11 protein-coding genes and 1 pseudogene are annotated in these 17,159 nt (G+C 69.0%); 7 read left to right on the top strand and 5 right to left on the bottom strand.

The window, feature by feature from the left end:
* Window positions 1–28: 28 nt before the first annotated feature.
* The 3 genes and pseudogenes from ABIA35_RS32510 to ABIA35_RS32500 form a co-directional block, all read right to left on the bottom strand.
* Window positions 29–1,984 carry a sigma-70 family RNA polymerase sigma factor gene (locus ABIA35_RS32510; RefSeq protein WP_370360480.1) on the bottom strand — a complete coding sequence of 652 codons (1,956 nt, stop codon included), beginning with the start codon at window positions 1,982–1,984 and terminating at the stop codon, window positions 29–31.
* Window positions 1,985–2,081: 97 nt separating this feature from the next.
* Window positions 2,082–3,146 (bottom strand): annotated as a pseudogene (locus tag ABIA35_RS32505) (glycoside hydrolase family 99-like domain-containing protein).
* Window positions 3,139–3,660: a hypothetical protein gene (locus tag ABIA35_RS32500; protein ID WP_370360479.1), complete on the bottom strand. Its 522-nt coding sequence runs from the start codon at window positions 3,658–3,660 to the stop codon at window positions 3,139–3,141. The pseudogene ABIA35_RS32505 and the gene ABIA35_RS32500 overlap by 8 nt, the downstream one beginning before the upstream one ends.
* 549 nt (window positions 3,661–4,209) lie before the next feature.
* Between ABIA35_RS32500 and ABIA35_RS32495 the strand changes: the two genes are divergently transcribed.
* Window positions 4,210–4,827 carry an expansin EXLX1 family cellulose-binding protein gene (locus ABIA35_RS32495; RefSeq protein WP_370360478.1) on the top strand — a complete coding sequence of 206 codons (618 nt, stop codon included), beginning with the start codon at window positions 4,210–4,212 and terminating at the stop codon, window positions 4,825–4,827.
* A gap of 6 nt (window positions 4,828–4,833) precedes the next feature.
* Here the strand turns inward: ABIA35_RS32495 and ABIA35_RS32490 are convergent, their stop codons facing one another.
* Entirely contained in the window at window positions 4,834–7,254 is a 2,421-nt protein-coding gene (locus ABIA35_RS32490) for a beta-glucosidase (RefSeq protein ID WP_370360477.1), read from the bottom strand.
* 50 nt (window positions 7,255–7,304) lie between these two features.
* On the bottom strand, window positions 7,305–8,306 hold the full coding sequence (locus ABIA35_RS32485; RefSeq protein WP_370360476.1) for a LacI family DNA-binding transcriptional regulator: 1,002 nt from the start codon (window positions 8,304–8,306) through the stop codon (window positions 7,305–7,307).
* A 187-nt stretch (window positions 8,307–8,493) separates the two neighbouring features.
* Between ABIA35_RS32485 and ABIA35_RS32480 the strand changes: the two genes are divergently transcribed.
* From ABIA35_RS32480 to ABIA35_RS32455, 6 genes are all read left to right on the top strand, one after another.
* The gene (locus ABIA35_RS32480) at window positions 8,494–9,786 is read left to right on the top strand and encodes an extracellular solute-binding protein (protein ID WP_370360475.1); all 1,293 of its coding nucleotides are present in this window, start codon (window positions 8,494–8,496) and stop codon (window positions 9,784–9,786) included.
* A gap of 11 nt (window positions 9,787–9,797) precedes the next feature.
* Window positions 9,798–10,808: a carbohydrate ABC transporter permease gene (locus tag ABIA35_RS32475; protein WP_370360474.1), complete on the top strand. Its 1,011-nt coding sequence runs from the start codon at window positions 9,798–9,800 to the stop codon at window positions 10,806–10,808.
* Window positions 10,808–11,710: a carbohydrate ABC transporter permease gene (locus ABIA35_RS32470; RefSeq protein ID WP_370360472.1), complete on the top strand. Its 903-nt coding sequence runs from the start codon at window positions 10,808–10,810 to the stop codon at window positions 11,708–11,710. The genes ABIA35_RS32475 and ABIA35_RS32470 overlap by 1 nt, the downstream gene beginning before the upstream one ends.
* A complete protein-coding gene (locus tag ABIA35_RS32465) occupies window positions 11,707–13,233 on the top strand; it encodes an alpha-N-arabinofuranosidase (protein WP_370360471.1) in 1,527 nt (508 codons plus the stop codon). The genes ABIA35_RS32470 and ABIA35_RS32465 overlap by 4 nt, the downstream gene beginning before the upstream one ends.
* Before the next feature lie 144 nt (window positions 13,234–13,377).
* The gene (locus ABIA35_RS32460) at window positions 13,378–15,003 is read left to right on the top strand and encodes a PHB depolymerase family esterase (protein WP_370360470.1); all 1,626 of its coding nucleotides are present in this window, start codon (window positions 13,378–13,380) and stop codon (window positions 15,001–15,003) included.
* A gap of 116 nt (window positions 15,004–15,119) precedes the next feature.
* Window positions 15,120–17,144 (top strand): cellulose binding domain-containing protein, encoded by a 2,025-nt coding sequence (locus ABIA35_RS32455; RefSeq protein ID WP_370360469.1) that lies wholly within the window; start codon window positions 15,120–15,122, stop codon window positions 17,142–17,144.
* Window positions 17,145–17,159 lie beyond the last annotated feature (15 nt).

Below are 17,159 nucleotides of genomic sequence, written 5' to 3'. Positions count from 1 at the left end.
GTCGCCGATGCGCTGCCCCTGCGGGTCGTCACGACCCGGCAGCCACCTGTGAGCGTTGCGGCACGTCCGTCGCCTTGGCGGGCGTGGCGTGGGTGAGGTACTGCGGAACGGGTGCCGCGTCGGTGCCGGTGTCGCGGACCAGGCCGTAGCGGACGATGCCGTGTCCGTCGGGGGCGGCGTCGATGTCCTTGGTGACCTGCGTCCAGGTGTACGGGGTCACGCTGAGGTTGTAGTCGGCGTAGCCCTCGTTCTCGTGCAGGGTGACGGTGCCGTCGAGGTAGAAGAACTCGTTGTTCCACATCTGCTGTGCCCCGGTGGGCAGGGTGATGTAGCCGGCCTTCGGGTTGCCCATCCAGGTGACGTCCGTCGGCTGGCCGGGGCCGTTGTCGTCCATGCGGCGGCCGCCGCCGGAGGCGACGTGGAAGAGCTTGCCCTGCAGGCCCGTCCAGGCCGGCATCACCATCGGGCCGACGCGGTTGAACCAGGCGATCTCGTAGCGGACGCAGAAGTAGCCGGTGCCGGTGATGGTGACGTTCTGGCCCGACCAGAACATCAGGTATTTGCCGCCGAGCGATCCCTTGAAGGGCTGGGAGTAGTTGCCGGTGGCGGTGATCGGGACGGTTTCCGGGCGCTGCGGCAGTGGCCCGGGCTTGGCGAGGCGGTCCGGTGCCGCGTCGACGGTGTCGACGGTCTGCCCGTAGACCGGTGATGCTGCGGACTGCGGTGGAGAGCCCGGCGTCGACTGAGCCGGCGCCGGCAAGCTGGTCGAGAACGGTGACGTCGCCGAGGCACGCAGCCGGGCCGACGTTCGCGACGTCGCCGGCACCGTCGGCGCTGTCGGTACCGTCGTCGACGGGACGGCCGAGGACGCGGGCGGCACGGCGGCCGACGTGGCAGCCACGGCACCGGCCGTGGATCCGCCGGCGGCCTGGCCGACGACGGTCGGCGACGAGGGCGACCCGTTCCCGGCCATCGCGATGGCGGCGCTCACGCCCAGGACTGCCACCGCCGCCGAGGCAATTGCCAGTTTGCCCGTCGGCACCAGGGCCCGGCCGGCGCCGGAGTTCGGCCTGCGTCGAGGCGGCATCAGCGGGGTGGAGCCGTGGCCGGACAGGCTGGCGTCGGAGTCCGGCCTGTGCCGAGGCGGCCTCAGCGAGGTGTCGCCGTGGCCGGCTGCGCCTCGACCCGGTGCGGCAAGCCAGGCATGGCCGGCGAGATACATACCGGTGAGCGGCAGCGGCACCAACGCGATACCCGCCAGCAAGCCCTCGGCCGGCACCAGCCCCCGCTGGAATCCCGAGCACGCGGCGCACTCCCGGATGTGCCGGGCCAGGCGCTTGCGCCACAGTGGGGACGGACGCCCGTCCCAGTCGCGGATCGCCGTGTCCAGGTCCTGGCAGCGCGGCGTGGCCCACACCGCCCGGACCACTGCGCGGGCGGTCTCCAACTGAGCCTTCATCCGCTGGACCCGAACGGCCGCGTACGCGGGTGTCTCCTCCAGCGCGGTGGCCAGCTCGGTGCGGGTGACCTGGCCCGCCGCCTCCAACCACCACAGGGCCAGCAGGTCGCGGTCCGACTCGTCCAGCCAGCGCGTCGCCTCGGCGGTCTCCCGGCGCTGCTCGGACAGACCCAGCCGCAGGATCGTCAGGTCGACGAAGTCCGCGCCGGGATCGGTGACGTCCCGCAACTCCTCCAGGCCGCCGCCACCGGCCGGTCGCCTGCGGTTCCGGCTGTCGCGGACCTCGCGGATGGCGATCGACACCAGCCACGACCGGAACGCCGCCGGGTCGCGCAGGCCCGGGATGCCGTTGACCACCTTCAGCATCGTCTCCTGGACCACGTCGTCCACGTCCGCGTGGCCCTGCAGGGCGCGGCCGGCGATGTTGTAGACCAGGGGCAGGGATGCGGCGATCAGCGCGTCGAGTGCCTGCTGATCACCGTGCTGCGCCGCGTGGATCAGCCGCGGGTCGAGGAAGTCCGGCATGGGGTCTCCGCCTTCGAAGGAATGAATGAGCGTCCGTACGGCTATGGAGACCCGGCACCATCGCCGCGGATATCACTTCCTCAGCAGTTCGGTGAGCTTACCCTTCAGAGTCCAGACCCTGTCTCAACGCCCGGAGAAAACTCCGTCCGAAGTGCAGGTCCGGCTCCATCACGGATCCCTCGGCCCATTCGTTCCACGACTTGATGAACAGCATTCGCGGCCCAGGCATCGCCAGCTCCCGATACGCCGCCTCCCGTACCGCGTCCTGGAAGATCTCCGGGTCGGGCCGGTGCAGCAGTACCCCGCGCCGGCCCGAGCGCGGTGTGTTGTCGAAGCCGGGGACGACGCACGGGTGCCGTCGGATCGGGGCGGTGCAGCCGTTCAGCAGCCAGTCGGCGTAGGTCTTGTCGTAGCGGAAGGCCCGGGGCTTCTCGCGCAGCGGTTTGCCGCCGAACGCCGCCTCCAGCGGGTGGCCGGCGAGCGGTGGCGCGGGGTTGAACACCGCCGCGTCCAGATGCTGGTCGACGTCGCGTACCCACGCGCCGTCGGCGTCGCCGACCAGGTACAGCCCGGGCAGGCCGGCGTCGGCGGCCAGCCCTCGTCACAGCGTGGCCATCCGGGCCAGGTCGGGGATGTCGTCGGGGCGGAACAGGTAGAACACCGGCCGGCCGTCCACGGTCAGTTACCGCTCGTCCGTGAAGTGCGGAAGCAGGTATTTGAAGTGCTCGATGTCGTCGGCTTCCCCGGGGTAGTGCTGCTGTTGCAGCACCTCGTCGCCGCGGCCGTGCCAGACTCCGGTCCAGGACTGGTTCGCCCAGGCCAGACAGTATCGATGCGGCAGGCCCGGGTCTTTCAGCAGGTCCGTCTCCGGACGTTCCAGGAGGCGCGCGCCGCCGAACCAGTAGTGCCAGTAACACAGTGTGCTGACACCGTATTCGGCGGCGAGTTCCCATTGAGCCCGGCGGCTCTCGAGCCCCCGGAGGTCGTAGAACCCCAGGTCGGCCGGGAGGCACGGCTGAAGGTGGCCGTCGAACAGCGGACGCGCCGACGCCGCGTGCGTCCACTCGGTGAAGCCGCGTCCCCACCAGCGGTCGTTCTCCGGGATCGGGTGGAACTGGGGGAGGAAGAAGGCCACGACTTCCAGGGCGGCGCCGTCATCCATGCGCCTGTACCCCGTGTTCGCCGAGCGCGGCCTCCACCACGACCGTCTCCATCTCCCGAGCGAACGCCTCGATCTGCCGGATCGCGAAAGACCGCGTGTCGGTCCAGATCTCCAGATGGACCGCGGGCGGGGTTCCGCCGGGGCGCCGCCTTTCCGACACCATGGGTTCGGAGTCGACTTGGATGAACAGGGCACCGTCGAAGACCGGGACCTTACGGCCCCAGTACCACCTGCTCAGCGGCAGGACCCGGGCGACGTCCCGCGGTTCGGGCACGGAATCGTCGCCTTCCCCCGCGCCGGTCTTCTCGCGACGATCGTTGAGGAGGAAGCGCAGCATCCCGAGCAGCTCGGCCACCGTCGTGCCGTCCTCCATCGGCACGGTCACGACGAGGTTCATGGTCCGGCCGCTTTGTTCGGTCCGGCGCCAGATACCCAGCTGGCCCCACGTCAGCTCGCCCACCCCGGCCCCGGGTCCCTCGAAGGCCACCGGGATCTCATGCACAGTGACAGCCAACCCCGGTCTCCCCTCCAGGCGGCTAGCGGATTCCGTTCTCACATAAGGGCTCCGGTATGCGAGTGTGCAAGCTGCGCAACGAGGCACCGCCGTGGCCTTTGCGCCCGGCAGCAAAGCGGTGAAACTTTCACGGCAACCTTTCGCGCGGCCCGCGCCACTTGACCGACGGAAGGTATCCGATCGCTTGAAGGGGCGCCTGTGAAGGCCACGCATCCGACCACGCAGCACCACAAGCAGCGCAAGAGGTGGCTGCCGATATCCGCCACCGCGGCACTGCTCGTGGTCGCAGGATTGATAGCCGTACTGGCGGTGGGCATGGGCTCACCGTCGCCGCATAATGCGGACTCGGGCACCGCCGCTGCTGGACCGACGGCGGCCACCCCATCTTCGCCGCAAGCAACAACCTCGGTAGTCGTGCAGCAGACGCCTGTGTACCAGGCCTCCGGGGACAGCATGCCAGGGAACAAGACACCCGGGGGCACGGCCACGACATCGCGAACGTCCGCCACCCCGGCCCACAGCAGTTCTCAGAGCGCATCGGCGTCGTCCTTGGCAGGACGGATCCAACCAGGCGTCGCCTACAAAGGCGTCGCGACCGAGTACAGCGCCGCGGACGGTAACGGCGCCTGCCTGTTCGGACCCTCCGGCGACATGATGATCGCCGCGATGAACGAACTCGACTACCAGAACTCCGAAGCCTGCGGAGCCCACATCCTCGTCCGCGCGGCCAACGGCGCCACGGTCACCGTCCTGATCACCAACGAGTGCCCCTATCCGTGCGCCCCCGGGCAGCTCGACCTCAGCCAGCAGGCGTTCGCCAAGATCGCCGACCCCAAGGCCGGCCGGATCCCGATCACCTGGGAGCTGGTCAGCCCCGCCTCCAGCGGCACCATCTCCGTCCGGTACAAGGTGGGCTCAAGCCAGTACTGGTGCGGCATCCAGGTCATCGGCGAGCGCAACCCGGTTGCCCGCCTGGAGGTCAGCACCGGCAGTGGATGGCAGCAGCTGTCGCGCAGCAGCTACAACTACTTCCTGTCCCCGAACGGCACCGGATGCGGCAAGGCGATCCGGATCACCGACATCTACGGGCAGCAGGTGACGACAGCCGCCTTCGCCGTCGAACCGGACGTGATCCAACCCGCTCAGGTCCAGTTCGCGCAGCATTGAGCGAAATCAGCCCTCGACGACACTGACCTCGGGCTGGAACGCCCGGTCGAAGCCGACCTCGCGCGGCGGCCCGACGAGCCGCGCGGCCAGCCGGGCGCGGATGTCGCGGCTGGAGGCGCCGACCCACAGCTCGACCTCGCCCGGCTCGACGATCCGCCGCCCGGCCCGGCCGGTGTAGGAGGTCGTGTCGGCCGGCAGGTCGAGGATCACCGTGCGCGTTGTCCCGGGTTCCAGATCGACCCGGGGCGCGGCGATCAACTGCTGTACCGGCCGGGCCACCTCGGCCTGCGGGTCGTGCAGGTAGACCTGGACCACTTCGCTGGTGGCCGACGCGCCGTCGTTGCGCAGGGTCACCGCGAGCCGCAGCGTGCCGTCCGTCGGCCAGGTCCGGCCCTCGGGAAGAACGGGGTCCGTCCACACCGCCGGGTTGTAGGACAGACCGTGGCCGAACGGGTACAGCGGCGTCGGATCGACCGTGCTCACGTCGCTGCGCAGGCCGAGGGTGGCCGACAGGTACGTCGAGGGCTGGTTCGCGCCCTCGGCCGGGAAGCCCACCGGGAGCCGCCCCGCCGGGTCCACCCGCCCCGACAGCACGTCCGCCAGCGCGTTCGCACCTTCCTCGCCCGGCAGGAAGCCACAGACCACGGCCGCGAGCCGGTCGGCGTACCGGGACAGCTCGTACGGACGCCCCACCAGCAACACCAGGACGACAGGTGTCCCCGTGGCCAGCAGCGCCTCCAGCAGCTCGCCCTGCCGGCCGGGCAGACGCAGGTCGGAGGCGTCGCAGCCCTCACCGGAGGTTCCGTTGCCGAACAAGCCCGAGACGTCGCCGAGCACCGCGACACAGACCTCTGCTTCGCGTGCCGCCGCCACCGCTTCGGCGATCCGCTGATCGCCCAACAACTGCAACGCTTCGTCATCCAGCGCGTCGGCGGGAGTCGCGCCCTCGGCGGACGCGCGCTCGGTCCGCAGCCGCACGGAGCTCTCGGTGTCGGGTACGGGGCAGCCCTGCGCGTAGGTGATCCGGTAGCCGGCCGGATCGGCTTGCAGCGCCTCGAGAACCGTCCGCGCCTCGACGCCGAGCGCGACGTCCGGGTGGTGCACACCGATGTGCCGGGGGAACGAGTAGCACCCGAACGCGGCGTCCGCGACGTGCGCGCGCGGGCCGACGACCGCCAGGCGCTTGCCCGGAGTCAGCGGCAGCGCGCTGTTCTCGTTGCGCAGCAGGACTATCGCGCGCTGTGCCAAGCGCTTGGCCAGCGCCCGGGACTCCTCGTCGTCCAGGCGCGGATCCGTCTCGGAAAGGATCGGGGGCTCGGCGGACCAATCGGCATCGAGCAGTCCCAGCTCGCACTTCTGGACCAACACCCGCTCCAGCGCCCGGTCCACCAGCGCCATGTCCACCTCGCCCGCTTCCAGCGCCGCGATCAGCGGTGCCCCGAAGCAGTCCAGGGTCGGCAGTTCGACATCGATGCCGGCGGCCAGGGCCTGCGCGGCGGCCTGTCCCTTGGAGCCCGCGGTGCGGTGCAGACGGTGCAGGAAGACCACTGCGAAGTAGTCCGACACCACCGTCCCGGTGAAGCCGTATGTCCCGCGCAGCAGATCGGTCAGCAACGTCGGATCGCCCGCCACCGGCACGCCGTCGTTGTCGGAGTAGGAGTTCATCACCGAACGGGCCCCGGCCCGCAACGCCATCTCGAACGGCGGCAGGATCACGTCCGCCATCTCCCGCGGGCCGATCGACACCGGCGCGAGGTTCCGCCCCGCGCGCGAGGCGCTGTACCCGGCGAAGTGCTTCAGCGTCGCGACGATGCCGGTGGACTCAAGACCCTGAACATAGGCCGCGCCGAGCGTGCCGACGAGGTACGGGTCCTCCGCGATGAGCTCCTCGACCCGGCCCCAGCGCAGATCCCGGGCGACGTCCAGAACCGGGGCCAGACCCTGGTGCACGCCGAGCCGCCGCATGGTCAGGCCGATCCGCTCGCCGACCTGGCGGATGAGTTCCGGGTCGAAGCTCGCCCCCCAGCACAGCGGCGAGGGAAAGATCGTCGCCTGCCAGGCCCCCAGCCCGGTCAGGCACTCCTCGTGCACCAGCGCCGGGATCCCCAGGCCGGCCCCGGCGAGGTCGCGCTGGGTGTTGGCTATCGCGCGCGCCCCGGCCACCGGATCCACCGGCACCGTGCCGAAGGGCCGGGTGAGCTGGCCGACCCCGTCGCGCAGGACGTCGGACCAGTCGGCGGCGGGCGACTCCGACGAGTGCTGGAACGGCGCGACCTGCCCCGAGGCGTCGGCACCGACCCAGACCCCGTACAACTGCGCGACCTTCTGCCGTGTCGACATGCGCGGTATGAGGTCCTTGACCCGATCGGCGGTCGGGGCGGTCGAGTCGCGCCAGAGGTCGGCGACAGCGATGTTTTCCATAGCCATGTGCGGCTTTCCTTACTCGGGGAGTACCGGTGCTGCGAAGGGGGGACAGATCACGCCCGGGCGGCCGAATTGCGGACGACCAACTCCGTGGCCAGCGTGAGATGGGTGCGCTCGACGGACTCTCCGCGGATCAGCCGGATCAGCATCTCCACGGCGCGCTCGCCCATCGTGCGGATGGGCTGGTTGATCGTCGTCAGCTGCGGGGTGCACAGCGCCGACTCGGGGATGTTGTCGAAACCGACGACCGACAAGTCCGTCGGCACCCGCAAGCCGAGGCCCACAGCCACCTCGATCGTGGCGATGGCCGAGACGTCGTTCGCGGCGAACACCGCGGTCGGGCGCCGCGGACCGGTCAGCAACTCGCGCGCGGCCAGCGCCGAGAGGTCCGCGTCGTACCCGCCGACGCGCACCAGCGACTCCTCGACCGGCACGCCGGCCGCCGCCAGCGCGTCGCGATAGCCCTGCTCGCGCAGCTTCGCCGACTCCAGGTCCGGCCGGCCGGCCAGCATCGCGATCTGCCGGTGCCCCAGGCTCAGCAGGTACTCGGTCGCCAGGCGCGCCCCGTGCCGGCTGTCGGCGTCGACCGTCGGGAAGCCCGAGGATCCGGTGTGCGGATCGACCGCGACGACCGGCGCGCCGTAGTTCACGTCCACGACCGTCGGAGTCACCAGCACCGCGCCGTCCACCAGGGTGCCGGACAGCCGCGAGAGGTACCTGCGTTCCCAGCCCACCACGTCGCTCGTGCGGCCGCCCGCGCTGTAGACGACCAGCTCGAAGCCGCTGCCGCGGATGGCGTCCGCCGCGCCCTTGAGCAGCTCGGTGCTGAACGGCTCCAGGTCCGCGACCAGGATGCCGATCACGTTCGTGCGGTGGTTGCGCAGGCTCTGGGCGACCAGGCTCGCCTCGTAGCCGAGTTCGTCGATGACGGCCTGGACGCGCGCCATGGTGTCCGCGGCCACGCCGTAGCGCTGGTTGATGACCTTGGACACGGTGGCGACCGAGACGCCGGCGTGCTCGGCGACGTCCCTGATGGTGACTCTGGGTTGCTGCACGCCGCCACGTTAGCGGTGTAAAACGTTATCGACAACGATTGACACGACAGAAACGTGCGCGCAAACTCATCGCCATCCCCTGGGGACCCGGCGTCCCCGGTGCCCTCACAGAGCCCACTGCCTTTCCATCGCCCCGCTGGCCCCGGGATCCAGGCGCGACTATGACGACCGACAGGGAGTTCCCACAGTGACGAGGAAAACGCGCAACGCAATAGCCGTCCTGCTCGGCATGAGCGCGGCGCTGGCCGCCACCGGCTGTGCCGGCGGCGGAAGCGGCGGCAGCGGTTCGGGCGGCGGCCAGGTCAAACTGACCATCTGGCAGAACTCGACGACGGGCCCCGGCCAGCAGTTCTTCCTGACCGCCGCGAAGGACTACCACGCCGCGCACCCGAACGTCACGATCAACGTCCAGACGATCCAGAACGAGGACCTCGACGGCAAACTCCAGACCGCGCTGAACTCGAACTCCGCGCCGGACATCTTCCTGCAACGCGGCGGCGGCAAGATGCAGGCGATGGTCAATGCCGGCCAGCTCCAGGCACTGAGCCTCACCGCCGCCGACAAGACGAACATGGGCGCGGCGGCGCTCGCGGCCGAGTCACTCGACGGCACGGTCTACGCGGTGCCGATGGACACCCAGCCGGAGGGCTTCTACTACAGCAAAGACCTGTTCCAGCAGGCCGGCATCGCCTCGACGCCGACCACGATCGACGAGCTCGAAGCCGACGTGGCCAAACTCAAGGCGATCAAGGTCGCGCCGATCGCGGTCGGCGCGAAGGACGCCTGGCCGGCCGCGCACTGGTACTACAACTTCGCCCTGCGCGAGTGCAGCCAGGCCACCATGACCAGCACGGCCAAGTCGCTGAAGTTCACCGATCCGTGCTGGACCAAGGCCGGCGACGACGTGGCCGCGTTCTTGAAGACCGAGCCCTTCCAGCAGGGCTTCCTGACGACCTCGGCGCAGCAGGGTGCGGGGTCCTCGGCGGGCCTGCTCGCCAACCACAAGGCCGGCATGGAACTCATGGGCAACTGGGACCCCGGGGTGATCGCCAGCCTGACCCCGGACCAGAAGCCGCTGCCCGACCTGGGCTGGTTCCCCTTCCCCGCGGTGGCCGGCGGCCAGGGCGACCCGACCGCCATCATGGGCGGCGCCGACGGCTACTCGGTGTCCAAGAAGGCGCCGAAGGAGGCCTTCGAGTTCCTGGAGTTCCTGGCGACCAAGGACGAGCAGGAGGTCTACGCCAAGGCCTTCGACGCGATCCCGGTGAACCCGGCGGCCCAGGACGCCGTCACCGACCCGTACAACGTCTCGACCTTGCAGGCGTTCAGCAAGGCGGCATATGCGATGCAATACCTTGACACGCAGTTCGGCCAGAACGTCGGCAACGCCATGAACACCGCCGTGGTGAGCCTGATGGCCGGCCAGGGCAGCGCCGCCAACATCGTCTCGGCCACCAACAGCGCCGCCGCGAGAGGCTGAGTACGCAGACGATGAGCGAGACCCTGGGTACTGACACGGACGCCGACCGCCAGTGGCAGGGCACGGACGGAGTCGGGGAGGCCGCCGCGGCCGCCTCCCCGGCCCCGCGCCGCCGCCGCGGCCGAGGCCGGATGCGCCTGGAGATAGCGGTCCTGTCCGGACCGCCGATCATCGTGTTCGTGGCGTTCGTGATCTTTCCGGTCGTGCTCGCCGCGTACTACGGCTTCTACAAATGGCAGGGGTACGGCGCGGCCACCGACTGGGTGGGGCTGAACAACTACCGGCTGATCCTCACCGACCCGGCGTTCCAGCAGGTCCTGTGGCACAGCTTCCTGATCCTGGTGCTCTCGCTGGTCATCCAGGGCCCGCTGGCCATCTTCCTGGCGATCCTGCTCAACCAGCGGATCCGCGGCCGGTCGATCATCCGGATCCTGATCTTCGTGCCCTACGTGATCTCCGAGGTCATCGTCGGCACCGGCTGGTCCCTGATGCTGCAGAGCAGCGGCGCCGCCAACGACCTGCTCAAGCACATCGGCCTGGGTTCCCTGCAGCACGACTGGATCGCCGACCCGAAGCTGGCGCTGTGGACGCTGATGGCGATCATCTCCTGGAAGTACATCGGCTTCGCGGTGATCCTGATGCTCGCCGGGCTGCAGTCGATCCCGGAGGAGCTCTTCGAGGCCGCCCAGATCGACGGCGCGTCCTACTGGCAGGTCCAGCGCCGCATCACGCTGCCGCTGCTGGGACCGACGATCCGCATCTGGGCGTTCTTGTCGATCATCGGCTCGCTGCAGCTGTTCGACCTGGTCTACATCATCTGGGGCCAGTACGTCTCGGGCACCGCCGGCACCTCGACCATGGCGATCTACATGGTCGCCCAGGGCCGATCGGCGGGCAACTACGGCTACGGCAGCGCCGTGGCGGTCGTGATGTTCCTGATCTCGCTTGTTGTCGCGCTCATCTACCAGCGCTTCGTCCTGCGCCGTGACCTCCGGGGCGCCATCACCGAAGGAGCCAGCTGATGAGCGTGAGGACCGCCGACTCCTGGTCCCCTTCCGCGGCCAGGCCGAAGAAGTCCGGCAACCGCCGCGTCGACCGTGAGAAGCCGGCGAAGTGGGGGAGTCCCTTCACCTACTTCGCCGCGCTGCTGTTCATCGCGGTCTGCGTCGCCCCGGTGCTCTACATCGTGGTCGGCGGATTCCGCACCAACTCGCAGATCACCACGAGCCCGGCCGGCCTGCCGCACCCCTGGGTCTTCAGCAACTACGCCAACGTGCTGAAGTCGAACACGTTCTGGGGCGAGTTCGCGAACTCCACCGTTGTCGCGCTGGCCAGTACCGCCGGCATCGTGATCCTCGGCCTGATGGTGAGCTTCGTGATCGCGCGGTACGACTTCAAGCTCAAAGGCGCGATGTACTCGTTGTTCGCGGCCGGCCTGATGTTCCCGCTGGTCATCGCGATCACCCCGCTGTACATCGTGATCAAGGACCTGGGCCTGGTCGACAACCTGGCCGGGGTGATCGTCCCGGAGATCGCCTTCGGCCTGCCGACGACCGTGATCATCCTGGTGCCGTTCCTGCGGGCCATCCCCAAGGAGATCGAGGAGGCCGCCACGATCGACGGGGCGAGCCGGCTCGGCTTCTTCTTCCGCATGGTGATGCCGCTGTCCCTGCCCGGCGTGGTGACCGTCGGCATCCTGGCGTTCATCAACAGCTGGAACAACTATGTCCTGCCGCTGTACATCCTCAACTCGCAGGCGAACTTCACCCTGCCGCTGGGCGTCCAGGCGTTCTCCTCGCAGTACTCGCAGGACACCGCGAAGGTGCTCGCGTTCACCTCGCTGGCGATGGTGCCCGCGCTGGTCTTCTTCTCGATCTTCCAGAAGCGGATCGTCGGCGGCCTCACCGGTGCGGTGAAGGGATGACGTCGGCCGTGTACCGCGCCCACATCGAGCTCGACAAGCAGGCCGTCATCGCGCCGGTTCGGCGCCGCACGTTCGGCTCGTTCGTGGAGCACCTCGGCCGCTGCGTGTACACCGGGATCTACGAGCCGGAGCATCCGAGCGCGAACGCTGACGGCTTCCGGATGGACGTCGTCGAACTCGTCCGGGAGCTCGGCAGCACGACGATCCGCTACCCGGGCGGCAACTTCGTCTCCGGCTTCCGCTGGGAGGACTCGGTCGGTCCGCGCGAGAAACGTCCGGTGCGCCGCGACCTCGCCTGGCACTCGCTGGAGTCGAACCAGGTCGGCCTGGACGAGTTCGCCAGGTGGCTCAAGCTCACCGACTCGGAGCTGATGCTGGCGGTCAACGTCGCCACCCGGGGCATCCTGCCCGCTCTGGACCTGCTGGAGTACGCCAACCATCAGTCCGGCACCGCGCTGTCGGATCTGCGCGTCGCCAACGGCACGCCGGATCCGCACAACGTGCGCATGTGGTGTCTCGGCAACGAGATGGACGGGCCGTGGCAGACCGGTTTCATGACGGCGGAGGACTACGGCAAGACCGCCGCCCGGACCGCCGCCGCGATGAAGATGGCTGACAAGGACCTGGAACTCGTCGTCTGCGGCTCCTCGGGATCGGGCATGCCGACGTTCGGGGACTGGGAACGCACGGTCCTGGAGTACAGCTACGACCACGTCGACTACGTCTCCTGCCACGCGTACTACCAGGAGCTCGACGGCGACCTCGGCTCCTTCCTCGCTTCGGCGGTCGACATGGACTTCTTCATCGACGCCGTCATCGCGACCGCGGACCATGTCGGCCACAAGAAGCGTTCCCCGAAGAAGATCAATATCTCCTTCGACGAGTGGAACGTCTGGTACCTCAAGGAGCACCAGGAGTCCGAGGAGGTGAACCACGAATGGCGCCATGCCCCCCGGCAGCTTGAGGACGTCTACACCGTGGCCGACGCGGTCGTGGTCGGCAACCTGTTGATGACGCTGCTCAAACGCAGCGACCGCGTCACCTCGGCGTCGCTGGCGCAGTTGGTCAACGTGATCGCGCCGATCATGACCGAGCCGGGCGGCCCGGCGTGGCGGCAGACGACGTTCCATCCGTTCTCGATCACCAGCCGCCTCGCCGCCGGCGAGGTCGTCCGGCCGGTGATCGAGGCGCCGACGTATGGCACGGCGCGCCACGGTGAGGCCTCTGTCATCGACGCCGTGGCGACAGTGGACGAGGACCGGGCCGCGGTCTTCCTCGTCAACCGCGACACGGCGCGGACCGCGCAGGTCACGGTCGACGTGCGCAGCCTCGGCCCCGTGGGGGTCGTCGAGGCGCTCACGCTCGCCGATCCCGACGTGTACGCGAAGAACACGCTCGCCGAGCAGCAGCGGGTGGTCCCGCATCCGAATCCGGGCGCGACCGTCTCAGATGGCGTGCTCACCGTCGAGCTCCCGCCGGTTTCGTGGACGGCGATCGCGCTCGGTCAGACCTCAGGGCACTGAGCGGCCCGGCCGTGAAACTTCCGGAACGCGAATCGATTCGACCCAGCTCCGGGGCGTGGAGTCGGGACAGGTATTGACGCTTCATCAGATACCGGGGCCAACTAGCTGTTACCGCTAACATTCGCCCACGGACTAAGAGGTCCCATGCTGCGATACCGCTCTGTGAAGTCCCGCGTGTTAGGCCTGCTCGTGGCCGTCGCGGCCGCGGTCGGGGTGAGCCTGCCGGCCGCGCCTCACGCCGCCGCAGCCTCCTTGACCCAAATCACGAACTTCGGCACCAACCCGAGCAACCTGGCGATGTACCTGTACGTCCCGGACAACGTCAAACCCGATCCGCCGATCCTGCTGGCTCTGCACGGATGTCAGGGCTCTGGTCCCTACCTGTACTCCAGCACCGATTTCGGCAAGCTGGCCGACCAGTACGGCTTCGTCGTCATCTACCCCTCGACCAACCCCGGCGGCAGCTGCTGGGACGTCTCCTCCGACCAGGCGCTGACGCGCAACGGCGGCAGCGACCCGGTCGGGCTGATGTCGATGATCACGTATACCGAGCAGCACTACGGCGGGAACCCGAACGCCGTGTACGTCACCGGCGAATCGTCGGGCGGGATGATGACCAACGTCATGCTCGCCGACTACCCGGACGTGTTCAAGGCGGGCGCGGCCTTCATGGGCGTGCCCTACCACTGCTTCTACACCGGCACCGTGCGCGGCTGGAACGGGCCCTGCGCCGGCGGCCAGGTCTCCATGACCCCGCAGCAGTGGGGCGATCTGGTGCGCAACGCGGACTCCGGGTACAGCGGTCCGCGGCCGAGGATGCAGCTGTGGCACGGCACCGCCGACACCACCCTGAACTACAACAACCTCGGCGAAGAGATCAAGCAGTGGACGAACGTGCTCGGGGTGAGTCAGACCCCGTCGTCGAGTGACACCCCGGTCGCCAACTGGAACCGGACCCGTTACACCAACAGCTCGGGCACCACAGAGGTCGAGGCGTACAGCATCGTCGGCGCCGGCCACCAGCTGCCGATCCAGGGCACCCAGATGGCCGCCTACGCCATCCACTTCATGGGCTTGGACGGCAGCTCCACCGGGGGCAACACGGTCACCGTCACCAATCCCGGCAACCAGAGCGCCGCCTCCGGCGCCCCGATCAGCGCCCTGCAGATCCACGCCACCGATTCCGCGGCCGGGCAGACTCTGACCTACAGCGCGACCGGCCTTCCGCCGGGCCTGTCGATCTCCTCCGGCGGCCTGATCTCCGGGACCCCGGCCAGTGGCGGCACCTTCACCACCGTCGCGAGCGCCACCGACACCACTGGCGCATCCGGTAGCGCCAGCTTCACCTGGACGGTCAGCGGAACCACCACCGGCACCAGTGGTGGGCTGCACGCCGTCGCCGCGGGCAAGTGCCTGGACGACCCGAACTCCACCACCACGCTCGGCACCCAGCAGCAGATCTACAGCTGCAACGGCCAGGCCAACCAGACCTGGACGCACAACGCTTCCAACGAGCTGACGGTCACCGTCGGCGGCACCACGCTGTGCCTGGACGCCAACGGCAAGGGCACCGCCAACGGCACCAAGGCGATCCTGTGGTCCTGCAACGGCCAGAGCAACCAACAGTGGACCATCAACTCCAACGGCACCGTCACCGGCGTCCAGTCGGGCCTGTGCCTGGACGTGACCGGAGCCTCCACCGCCGACGGCGCGCTGGTCGAGCTCTGGTCGTGCAACGGCGGCGGCAACCAGCAATGGACGCTCGGATAGCACCGGTAGCACCGTTTTTGGCTCGAACACCGTTTTTGGCTCGAACCCTTAGTGGAAGGAGCACCAGCATGTTTTTCCTAGCAAGACGTACCAGACGTACCAGTCGACGAAAGATCGTGTCGCTCGCCGCGAGCCTGAGCGTGGTGGGCACGTGTGTGGCGGCGGCCGTGATCCCGTCGGGCACGGCGTACGCGGCGGACAGCGCGACGATCAACGGAGCGACGACCTACCAGACCATGGCCGGGTTCGGCGCCTCCGAGGCGTTCGGCGAGGCGGGCACGGTCATGAACGCCTCGTCGTCGGTCCAGCAGCAGGCGCTGGCGGACCTGTACAGCCCGACCACCGGAGCCGGGCTGACCATCCTGCGCAACGAGATCGGCGCGGACCAGGGCAACACGATCGAGCCGAACAACCCCGGCGGCCCGAATGCGGCGCCGTCCTACCTGCCGATGTCGCAGACGAACCAGGACCAGGGCCAGCTGTGGTTCGCCCAGCAGATCAAGGCCCGCTACGGCGTCACGAACGTCTACGCCGACGCCTGGAGCGCGCCCGGCTACATGAAGACCAACAACTCCGCGGACAACGGCGGCCAGGTCTGCGGTTCGGCGGGAGCCTCCTGTTCCAGCGGTGACTGGCGCCAGGCGTACGCGAACTATCTGGTGCAGTACGCCAAGGACTACGCCGCGGCAGGAGTGCCGCTGACGTATGTCGGTCCCTCCAACGAGCCGGACTTCAGCGCCAACTACGACAGCATGACGATGAGTCCGGCGCAGATGGCCAGCGTGCTGGACGTGCTCGGGCCGACGGTGAAGAACTCCGGCCTGTCCACCCAGGTCTCCTGCTGTGCCGCAACCGGCTGGCCGAAGGCCGGCCAGTACGCCGCCGCGATCGAGGCGGACCCGACCGCGCTGGCCGACACCGCGGTGGCCACCGGCCACGGCTACAGCGGCGCGCCGACCTCGCCGCTGCCGGGGTGGAACAAGCAGGCCTGGGAGACCGAGTGGTCGACCTTCGAGGGCTTCAGCACCGCCTGGGACGACGGCTCCGACGCCTCCGGCATGACCTGGGCCCAGAACATCCAGCAGGGACTGACCGGCGCGAACCTCAGCGCGTACCTCTACTGGTGGGGCAGCACGACCCCCTCGGAGAACGGTGACAACGAAGGCCTGCTGGAGATCAACGGCAGCTCGGTGATCCCCACCGGCCGGCTATGGGCCTTCGCCAACTTCAGCCGCTACATCCACCCCGGCGCCGTCCGCGTCGGAGCGAGCAGTTCGACCAGCGCGGTGCAGCTGAGCGCGTTCAAGAACCCTGACGGCTCCCTGGCGATCGTGGCCCTCAACACCGGCAGCGGCGCCGACCCGATCACCTACTCGCTGGCGAACACCGGCGTGGCGAACGGCGCCACCGTGACCCCGTACCTGACGAACAACTCGAACACCGTCGCGGCCCAGGGCACGTCGACGGTCGCCGGCGGCGCCTTCAGCGCGACCGTGCCGGGCCGCTCGCTGGTGACGTACGTGATCCCCGGCGGGACAGTGAGCGGCAACACCGTCACCGTGGCCAACCCGGGCTCCCAGACCGGCACCGTCGGCACGGCGGTCACCGGCCCGCAGATCCAGGGCACCGACTCCGCCGCCGGCCAGACGCTGACCTATTCGGCCGCCGGACTTCCCACCGGGCTGTCGATCTCCTCCTCCGGCCTGATCAGCGGGACGCCGAGCGCGGCGGGCACCTACCCGGTGACGGTCACCGCGACCGATAGCACCGGCGCGACCGGCTCGGCCGCGTTCACCTGGACCGTGACCGGAGGTGGTTCGACAGGCGGCACCTGCCATGTCGACTACACCAGAACCAACGAATGGCCCGGAGGGTTCACCGCCAACGTCACCGTCAGCAACACCGGAACGACGGCGATCAACGGCTGGACCGTGGCCTGGGCCTTCCCGGGCGATCAGAAGATCACCAACGCCTGGAGCGCCACCACCACGCAGAACGGGGCGAACGTCAGCGCCGCGAACGTGTCCTACAACAGCTCGATCGCTCCGGGAGCGAACACGTCCTTCGGGTTCCAGGGGACGTTCACCGCGAACGACAGCTCTCCGACCAGCTTCACCGTCAACGGAGCCGCGTGCTCGTGAGGCAGTGAGGCCGAC

It is taken from the genome of Catenulispora sp. MAP12-49 (genome assembly GCF_041262705.1).
Classification (GTDB): domain Bacteria; phylum Actinomycetota; class Actinomycetes; order Streptomycetales; family Catenulisporaceae; genus Catenulispora.
Note: the sequence above shows the minus strand (reverse complement) of the source record. Positions and strands in the feature narration are given on the sequence as shown.

Excerpts from the sequence above, each read along its gene's own strand:
- ABIA35_RS32470 (WP_370360472.1), top strand. The coding sequence starts at position 10,808 with ATGAGCGTGAGGACCGCCGACTCCTGGTCCCCTTCCGCGGCCAGGCCG.
- ABIA35_RS32465 (WP_370360471.1), top strand. The coding sequence starts at position 11,707 with ATGACGTCGGCCGTGTACCGCGCCCACATCGAGCTCGACAAGCAGGCC.
- ABIA35_RS32475 (WP_370360474.1), top strand. The coding sequence starts at position 9,798 with ATGAGCGAGACCCTGGGTACTGACACGGACGCCGACCGCCAGTGGCAG.
- ABIA35_RS32490 (WP_370360477.1), bottom strand. The coding sequence starts at position 7,254 with ATGGCTATGGAAAACATCGCTGTCGCCGACCTCTGGCGCGACTCGACC.
- ABIA35_RS32460 (WP_370360470.1), top strand. The coding sequence starts at position 13,378 with ATGCTGCGATACCGCTCTGTGAAGTCCCGCGTGTTAGGCCTGCTCGTG.
- ABIA35_RS32510 (WP_370360480.1), bottom strand. The coding sequence starts at position 1,984 with ATGCCGGACTTCCTCGACCCGCGGCTGATCCACGCGGCGCAGCACGGT.